We start from the raw sequence: 9,574 nt of genomic DNA, 5'->3' as shown, positions 1-9,574 counted from the left end.
TTGGGTTTTGCTGGTTGAACTAATCCCGCCGCAAAGCGGGATCTCTTCAATAATTCAGTGGTTTAAAAAGCCGAAGATGCAATGAATCCCGATAGCTATCGGGAGCAGGGTTTTTACCTTTAACTAGATAATAAACAAACAGATGCGATGTGTTTACCAAATTTGTAAACACCTATGCGATTAAATAAAAATATATGATAAAATTTAAATTCCCGGCGGTAAAACCCATTGCAAATTTTTTGTTTATACTAACCACGATGGCGACGTTTAACAATCTTCACGCCCAAGGCGCTTCAAATACTGCCATTGAGAAAATAGAAGCCTCGCCTCAACAAAATGTGATCGGTGCCAAAAAAATCAATGCCACCACTGTTGAAGTGCTATTTTCTAACAACCAAAAGATGCTTCTTGATTTTTTTGGAGACAATATCTTCAGACTTTTTCAGGATAATTCTGGCGAAGGTATGCGTGCTCCAAAGGCAAAACCTGAAGCTCAAATATTGGTCGATAATCCCAGAAAAGAGGTTTCAGATTTAAATGTGATCGATCAACAAAATGAACTATCTATTTCAACCGGAAAAATCACCATCGTTTTCAATAAACAAACGTCATTATTTAGAATCGTTAACACCCAAACAAAAACGGTTGTTGTAGAAGAAACTGCCCTGCCTGTTTTTGATGAAAAAGAAGTGACGCTTACTTTAAAAGAAAGCGCTGACGAATATTTTTATGGCGGTGGCGTTCAAAACGGACGTTTCTCTCATAAAGGAACTACCATTTCCATTGAAAACCAAAACAGCTGGACGGACGGTGGTGTTGCCTCTCCCAACCCATTCTATTGGTCTACAAAAGGCTATGCGGTGATGTGGTATAGCTTCAAAAAGGGAAGCTATGATTTTGGAAATAAAGCACCAGGAACTGTTAAACTATCCCATAGCACAGATTATTTGGATGCCTTCTTTATGATTAACGATACTTCTATCGCCTTATTGAATGACTTTTACCAATTAACAGGAAATCCTGTTTTAATTCCGAAGTTTGGATTTTATGAAGGCCACTTAAATGCTTACAACCGCGATTATTGGGTTGAAGATGAGAAAGGAACCCTATTTGAAGATGGAAAATTGTATAAGGAAAGCCAAAAGGATAATGACGGCGCCAGAGAGACCTTAAACGGAGAACTTGGAAATTACCAATTCTCAGGACGTGCAGTTGTAGATCGTTATAAAGCGCATGACATGCCACTGGGATGGATTCTTCCAAACGACGGTTATGGTGCAGGATACGGCCAAACAGAAACTTTAGACGGAAACATTCAAAACCTAAAAACTTTCGGAGATTACGCTCGCAAAAATGGCGTAGAAATAGGGTTATGGACCCAATCAGATTTGCATCCTATTGATAGTATTAGTGCTTTATTGCAACGTGATATCGTAAAAGAAGTACGGCAGGCTGGTGTAAGAGCCTTAAAAACTGACGTCGCTTGGGTAGGTCCAGGCTATTCTTTTGGATTAAACGGCGTTGCTGATGCTGCAACCATTATGTCAGAATATGGCGACCAGGCACGTCCTTTTATCATCTCTTTAGATGGTTGGGCAGGCACACAACGTTATGCGACTATTTGGTCAGGAGATCAAACTGGAGGCGTTTGGGAATACATTCGTTTCCATATTCCAACGTATATTGGGTCGGGATTATCTGGGCAACCGAATATTTCCTCCGATATGGACGGTATTTTTGGTGGTAATAAACCAATCATTAACATGCGTGATTTCCAATGGAAAACTTTTACACCGATGCAATTGAATATGGATGGTTGGGGTGCAAACCCGAAATATCCACATGCCTTAGGGGAACCTGCGGCTTCAATCAACAGAAATTATTTAAAGTTGAAATCTGAGCTTTTGCCTTATGCCTATAGTATTGCCAAAGAAGCTGTAGATGGCAAACCGATGATCAGACCGATGTTTATGGTATCTAAAAATCCATATACCGAAGGCAAAGCAACACAATACCAATTTATGTACGGACCAAATTTCTTGGTAGCTCCTATTTATCAAACAACAGCAGCCGATGACTTCGGAAATGACATCCGTAACGGTATCTATTTACCAGAAGGTACTTGGATCGATTACTTTAGTGGCGAAACTTATAAAGGAAACCGAATCATCAACCATTTTGACAGTCCTATTTGGAAACTGCCCGTATTTGTAAAAAGCGGTGCCATCATCCCGATGGTTAATCCAAATAACAATGTGTCGGAAATCGACAAAAATCTACGGATTTATGAAGTGTATCCTGCAGGGAAATCATCGTTTACAGCATATGACGATGATGGTGTATCTGAAGCTTACAAATTAGGCGCAGGCGCTTATACGTCCATAACTTCTGAAGTAGATTCTAAAAACAAAGCATTGATTACTGTGCATCCAACCACAGGACAGTTTAATGATTTTATTACCGAAAAAGCCACGGAATTTGTAGTGAATGTTACTGAACAGCCTAAAGCAGTTGTTGCTAAAATAGGTAAGAAAAAAGTGAAGCTTTCTGAAGCGAATTCCTTGGAAGATTTTCAAGCAGGAGTGAACGTTTATTTCTATAACCAGGCACCAAACCTCAACAAATTCTCAACCAAAGGAAGTGGACTTGAGAAGCTACAGATCATTAAAAACCCACAAGTTTTAGTAAGAGTAGCTCCAACAGACATTACAAAAAACGGTGTTAGTTTAGAAATTAAAGGATTTCAGTTTTCACCTAGAGATAACAATAGCATCACCTCAGGTGCTTTAACAGCCCCAGAAAACGCACAGGCCACAGGAGACAATGTTGATGCCTACACCTTAACGCCAACTTGGAATAAGGTTATAAATGCTGATTTTTATGAGGTGCAGTTTAACAACATGTTGTATTCTACAATCAAAGAAACAGCTTTGTTATTCGATGATTTACAACCAGAAACCTCATATAATTTTAAAGTAAGAGCAGTAAATAAATCTGGACATTCCGACTGGACAGATTTTATGGCGACCACAAAAAATAACCCTTACGAATTCGCTATCAAAGGCATTACCGCAAAAGTGTCAGTACCAGACCAAGGTGGCGCACAAGTGGCTAATCTTTTTGACTTTAATGAAAGTACAGGCTGGCATACCAGCTGGGATTTGAAAGCCGAAACGTTTGATATGATCATTGATTTAAATACCATCAACCAACTCGATAAGTTGGAATATATGCCAAGAACTGGTGGTGGTAATGGCAACATTTTGGAAGGAACGCTCTCATACAGTAACGATAAACAAGAGTGGACCGACGTAGAAACCTTTACTTGGGCGAAAAATGACAGCATCAAAACGGTGATTTTTGACACAAATCCTACAGTGCGCTATGTGAAATTGGCGATCACTAAGGCGGTTGGAAACTTTGGTTCTGGAAGCGAACTCTATATCTATAAAGTGGAAGGCACACCAAGCTATATTCCTGGAGACATCAATAACGACCGTTTGGTAGATCGAAACGACCTTACCTCTTACACAAACTACACCGGACTCCGATTAGGTGATGCTGATTTTGAAGGTTATGTCAGTAATGGTGATGTCAATAAAAACAATTTGATTGATGCTTATGACATCTCTACAGTGGCAACACGTATTGATGGTGGAGTTAAAAATTCAGAATCCACAAAGGTTGCTGGTAACATTTCGATCTCGACCAAACAGAAAACCTATGCTAAAGATGAAATCATTGAAGTGTTGGTTACGGGGAAAGATCTAAAAGACGTTAATGCCTTGAGTTTTGCAATTCCTTACAATGAGTCAAGTTATAAATTCGTCGGAATAGAAACCTTGAATACTTTCAAAATGGAGAACTTAACTAATGACCGATTGCACTCCAACAGAGAGAAAGTGTTGTACCCAACTTTTGTCAACTTAGGAAATCAAGAAACGCTTAAAGGTTCTCTAAACTTATTCATTATTAAATTTAAAGCCATTAAGAAAGGAGCTTTTGATCTAAAAGCTTTGGAAGGCTTATTGGTTGATAAGAACCTAACTGCCGTGAAGTTTTAAGGATTTATTTCTTTATGGTAAATTAAAAGACATAAGTGTCCGATAAGAATACAAAGTAAATTAACAAACCCATTTAAAGCAAGAGACATTACGAGCTTTTCAAAATGACATCTTGCTTTTAGAAACTATCTCTACCGAGATTGGGTAATTTCAATTTAAATTATCGTTGTTCGTCGGTTATTTGCAAGCAAGTCCCTGCCTGCCGGCAAACCGGTTTGTTCTTGATTCTAGAAGCGCAGCGGTCTTGATTCTTTATCGGACAACAATGTAGTTGTTAAACTTAAAACCACCCACAACCAACCTAATCACTGCTAAAACCATAAAATAACGTTAAAATAAAAATCCAATACAATTTTTAAGCATTATGAATGTTTAAACTCTAAAGAAAAACTATTCTTTAAAATAAAAACCTAAATATTAAGTCAATTATGAAACAATCAATCAAATTCTTTGCGCTTCTAGCAGTTATCTTTACCATGGCGTCTTGTAGTAATGATGATGATGATGCCAAGCCAGATCCGAATGTAATGTTTGAAACCACTTTAACGGGTCCTAAGGAAGTTCCTGCAAACAGTTCAGCGGCAACAGGCAAGGCTACACTTACTTTTAATAAAGACACTAAAATCTTTGTATTAAATGTGACGCATGATATTGCTAACCCAACTGCTGGACACATTCATATGGCTCCGGCTGGTGAAAATGGAGCCGTAATATTTCCATTTACATCGGCAAAATCACCAATTTCATTAACCAGTCCAGTTTTAACAGAAGAACAAGTAGTCCTTTTAAATAATGGACTTTTCTATGTTAATATTCACACTGAAGCCTTTCCAGGTGGCGAGATTCGTGGGAATTTAGTAAAGAAATAATACAGTTAATAATTTCATTTATAATGCCGATTCTTAAGAGTCGGCTTTTTTTGTTTAGAAGGTTTCGAAGTTTGTTCCGTTTTTTTATCATCTTCATTCTTTCTTAAAGTAAAGCTATCAAAAAGCAGCAATAATCGCTGTTGTTAAAATTTAAAAATTAATATCACCCATCTAATTATTTTAATCATAACACTCAGAAATAGGTTTTGAAAACAAAAAAGACCAATCAGGATTTGCTTTTTGCTGTTTTGGCTTCCTTAACTTCCTTTAAAATCGTATCTCAATATTCTTTATTTTTGTCAATTATTTTATTTATCTCATTATCAAAGTCCGAAATATAATTTTCGTCTTGCACGATCCTAAACTTATCGTACTCTGTTTCGGCCTTTAATTTGGCTTCCAACATTGATATTTTGCCTTTATCTTTTAAAATAGGGTAATCGGCTAACTCTAAAAACTGGATTAAAAACTTATCCCAATCTTTCATATTCATAACATTCCTATTGGTTGCTCTACTTTCTGCTAAATCTAAATACGAGGTCACTATTCTTTCTAGGGATTTAATATGTTCTGTGTTCAAATAATTTTTAGCAACAACAACATCACTTTTCAATAGTTTACCATCTGGTGCTAGTTTCCAAGTTTTCAATTCCATAAAAATTTTAGTAGCATCAGCCTCAGTATAAATAATTTCAGCAGCAGTTTTTCCTGTTATTGCCCAGTGCTATTTGTTTTGAACACTAGCAAAAAAATGTTTCGTCACATCCGCTTTACTATCATAATCGGCTGATAAAGCGTAGATGTCCGTGATTTTTTGATATAATCTTCTTTCACTCAAACGAATCTCTCTGATTCGTTCTAATAGTTCATCAAAATAATCGACACCAAAATGTTTAATTTGCTTTAAACGGGTATCATCCATAGCGAAACCTTTGATGATGTATTCGTGTAAAATTTCGGTCGCCCATTTTCTGAACTCAATAGCTCTGTGTGAATTTACGCGATATCCAACGGCGGTAATTGCTCTTAAACTATAATAATTGGTATTATAAATTTTTCCATCTTCGGCAGTATGTGCAAAATTTGCACATACTGAATTCTCGATTAACTCCTCACTTTCAAAGATGTTTTTAAGATGCTTACTTATTACAGTTCTATCTTTCTCAAACAATTCTGCAATACGTTTTTGCGTGAGCCAAAGTGTTTCATCTTGAAAATAAACGTCAATATTTACCTTACCAGTTTCAGTTTTAAAAATTACAAAGTTTTTTAAAGTTTGTAATTCATAGGCTTTTTTTATGTCGTCTTTCTTACTCATTGGCTTCCTTTTTTTCAGATTTCAAACTTTAGGCTTGTCGAACAGGTTTCTTCTTCTTAAAAATAGGTCTCTGAAACGACTTTAAATGGTTTCATTATTTATACCACTAAAGTAAATTCAACTATCAAATATACTCATAGTATGAGTACAAAATAGCTATGAGAGGGTGAAGATTAGAAAATAACTGAGCCTCAAATAGTACAACGAATCATGAAATTACCAGAAAAACAACAAAGAAAAATAATATTAAACGAATGGAATAGCGCACTCTAGAAGTGGGCTGTTTCTCAAAAGACCTGTCAGGCTTTAAAAACCTAACAGGTCTGAATGTAAGTGATTAATTGAGCCTAAGACTAAAACTGTGACGATCACTTAATCATCCTTCTTAGATTTCTCACCAAAATCCGCCTGCTGTTTTTCGACGTGTTTAAGTTTCAAATCGTTCAATTCCATTTTAACCTTTTTAAGTTCCTCCTTCAATTCTTGATTTACAGGAGAAGAATTATTTTCAGAGGATGAGAATTGATTATTGCGTTTGGCCTCCAATTCACTTTGATCAAAAAGAAGCACATCATTAGTGGCAACGCTATTAATCGTAATTTCTCCAGCAATAGGCCGTAACGTACCTTCAAACAGCATAGACGCTTTAATAGTGATAGATCCTGACGTCGTGCTACTTTGAACCAGCACAGGTGTTGTCCCCCAACTTACCTGTCGCGGGTTTGCAATAAAGGGTTCATCACCGATCAAACTACCTTCCCCTGAGATTTCAAAAGTAATAACGCTATTATTCAAGCGTTTTATATTGCCTTGTTTATCGGCAACCGCAGCAACAACAGTTACGAAATCTGAGCCATCTGCTTTTAAATCGACGCCCTCATTGTCCACCCACAATATAATTTTCTCTGGTCGCAATGCGGGCCGAACCGTATCTGTCGCTACCAATTTTCCATCGATAAACCCTTCTGCCAATACATAGGCATCACGTTGTTTTTTCTGACGGTGAAGCGCTTTAATATCCAAGAAATGGTATGCGTCTTTAAAAACTATTGGTGGTGATGGCATGCCTTCAACAGCCTTGCCTTTTTTATGAATGAACTCTTTTCCTTCTTTAAACACGGTCAATTTCACTTCGTCACAATTTGAAAACACCATCACATCAGAGCTACTGAATGGCGTCATTTCATTAGCGATATACACCATAGGGCCTGTTTCGGCAATTATATCTGAGGGTTCAGGACTGCGTTGCGCCTTAAACATCTCATAAGAATATTTTGGCTGACGGTAGGCATCCATAATTCCGCCGTAAAAAGGATCGGGATGGTAACCACGTTGATGATCAAATGAATGCCATAAAGCACCGCCCATGTGTTGTGGCGACGTTTTATGCAAGGAGTTATAGCTGATATACGAATAGGGCGGATTCGAATAATGCAAGGCCTGAACCAGCATCGGTTGCTCTCCCCAACCGCGATACACTCGACTTGGTGAATTATGCGAATTCCAATCATCCACATTATCGCCCCACTCTCTGGTGTAATAATTTTTATTGGGATCCATTTCCTTTTCGTCCATCGGATAGGTAAAGATCACCGGAAAATGCTCGCTTCCTTTTGCCTGTAAATCGCTAGAAGTGTAGGAATTACCACCAGCCGTTTCCTCTTCAACAATATGCTTGGTATTTAAGGCAAAAGTATCCGGATACCAGGTTTCGTTTAAAATAGGTTCCCAGAGCCAAATACTTGGTCGGTTACGATCTCTGCGCACCATATTACGGATATCACTATAAACCAATTGCTCAAAACTTGGCGCATCGTTCCAAAACTGCCATCCTGGAGTGTTAACGATCACAAAAAGTCCCAACTCATCACAAGCATCCATAAACGCAGGATCTTGAGGGTAATGCGCATTCCGGATTAACTTCAAACCCACATCTCTCAATTTTTTAGCATCTCGCCAATGGATAGTATTAGAAAGCGCATTCCCTACCACCGCAAAATCCTGATGCCTATTGGCACCCATTAGCGGTTGTCCGTAAGGCTTTCCGTTGAGCCAAAATCCGTCCTTCCCTTTAAATTCCACACTTCTGATGCCAATGCGTTTGCGATACCCATCGACCACATTTCCTTTTTTATTTAGCACTGAAATGTGCAGTTGATATAAATAAGGACTTTCCGGTGACCAAAGTTCTGAATTTTTTAGCGTTGATTTATTTGAAAATGAATTTGCTGCTTTGGCTTTTAATTGAAATGGAACCTCCGATTTCAAAACACGCTTTCCTTGCTTATCAAACCATTCATATCTTATTTTTCCAGAAAAATCCTGAGTAGTTTCATTTCGTAAATGAAGCTTAGTATTGATTATTGATACCTTTGTAGACACCTTATCGAACGTTACCAAAAAGCCACCACTGGCTATTTCATCTTCATAATTAGGATCTGTTATAAACACCTCGTTATGTGAAATCAACCAACAATCCCTATAAATTCCCCCAAAATAAGAAAAGTCCAACACTTCTTGATCCTTCCCTGGAGGGTAGGCCGGATCATTACTGTTATCTGCCCAAACGGCGATCACATTATCTTTACCCCAATCTAAATACTTGGAGATGTCAACCATGACTGGCAAATAACCACCAAAATGTTCTTTCAACAATATGCCGTTGACATACACTTTTGATTTCCCCATGATTGCCTCAAAATGCAAGAAGAGCTTCTTACCTTTAAATTTAATATCGGGCGTAAAATGTTTACGATACCATACTTCACCTTGATAATTGGCGCCACCACTCGCCTCTTCTGGCAAATATTCTATCCCGTTAGGCAAATTGACCACAGCCCATTTGCTGTCATCAAGTGCGGAGGCTTCGGCATTAGCCAAAGCGCCTTTATGGAAACGCCATGCCACATTCATTGAAAAGACTTGGCGTCCTGTGTTTTCTACTGGGTAGAAACCTGCTTTTGAAAACTCAGGATTATGCTGGGCTGTTATTAATGCTGTCCCTAAAATGCAGAAACAGCAGGCGATAAAAGTTCTTTTAAACATAGTTTTAGTTTTGATATAAGAATAAATTATCCTTAAACGGAATAAAAAAAAGAGACACTAATTATCACGAATAGGTGCGTAATTCAATTTGTGAAAATCCGTGCAATTCGTGTCAATTAATGTAATTGTATCTATTTAATTTGATCAGTAAAAATTCTCGTGACATTCGATAAGTACCAGGCCGAAATATTGAACTTGAGACCCCGCCAAAAATGCGGGGTTAGTTCGACCATCGCATTTCAATGCTCTGCCGATGGCCGAGATTGAAATACGGGTCT

Annotated in this window: 3 protein-coding genes and 1 pseudogene; 2 read left to right on the top strand and 2 right to left on the bottom strand. The window is 37.8% G+C overall.

All coding sequences use genetic code 11. From position 1 onward, the window contains the following. The first annotated feature begins 194 nt into the window (after positions 1 to 194). Positions 195 to 4,064: a TIM-barrel domain-containing protein gene (locus JEM65_RS04095; protein ID WP_233530519.1), complete on the top strand. Its 3,870-nt coding sequence runs from the start codon at positions 195 to 197 to the stop codon at positions 4,062 to 4,064. Positions 4,065 to 4,492: 428 nt separating this feature from the next. Next, a complete protein-coding gene (locus tag JEM65_RS04090) occupies positions 4,493 to 4,933 on the top strand; it encodes a CHRD domain-containing protein (RefSeq protein WP_199597328.1) in 441 nt (146 codons plus the stop codon). A gap of 280 nt (positions 4,934 to 5,213) precedes the next feature. Here JEM65_RS04090 and JEM65_RS04085 read toward each other — a convergent pair. Both JEM65_RS04085 and JEM65_RS04080 read right to left on the bottom strand, forming a co-directional pair. Next, positions 5,214 to 6,251: pseudogene (locus JEM65_RS04085) on the bottom strand (virulence RhuM family protein). 372 nt (positions 6,252 to 6,623) lie between these two features. After that, positions 6,624 to 9,296, bottom strand: a complete 2,673-nt coding sequence (locus JEM65_RS04080) for a glycoside hydrolase family 2 protein (RefSeq protein ID WP_199597326.1) — start codon at positions 9,294 to 9,296, stop codon at positions 6,624 to 6,626. Between the last annotated feature and the right edge of the window lie 278 nt (positions 9,297 to 9,574).

The organism is Gelidibacter salicanalis, assembly GCF_016469035.1.
GTDB lineage: Bacteria > Bacteroidota > Bacteroidia > Flavobacteriales > Flavobacteriaceae > Gelidibacter > Gelidibacter salicanalis_A.
This window is presented reverse-complemented; position numbering and strand designations above follow the sequence as displayed.

Excerpts from the sequence above, each read along its gene's own strand:
- JEM65_RS04095 (WP_233530519.1), top strand. The coding sequence starts at position 195 with ATGATAAAATTTAAATTCCCGGCGGTAAAACCCATTGCAAATTTTTTG.
- JEM65_RS04090 (WP_199597328.1), top strand. The coding sequence starts at position 4,493 with ATGAAACAATCAATCAAATTCTTTGCGCTTCTAGCAGTTATCTTTACC.
- JEM65_RS04080 (WP_199597326.1), bottom strand. The coding sequence starts at position 9,296 with ATGTTTAAAAGAACTTTTATCGCCTGCTGTTTCTGCATTTTAGGGACA.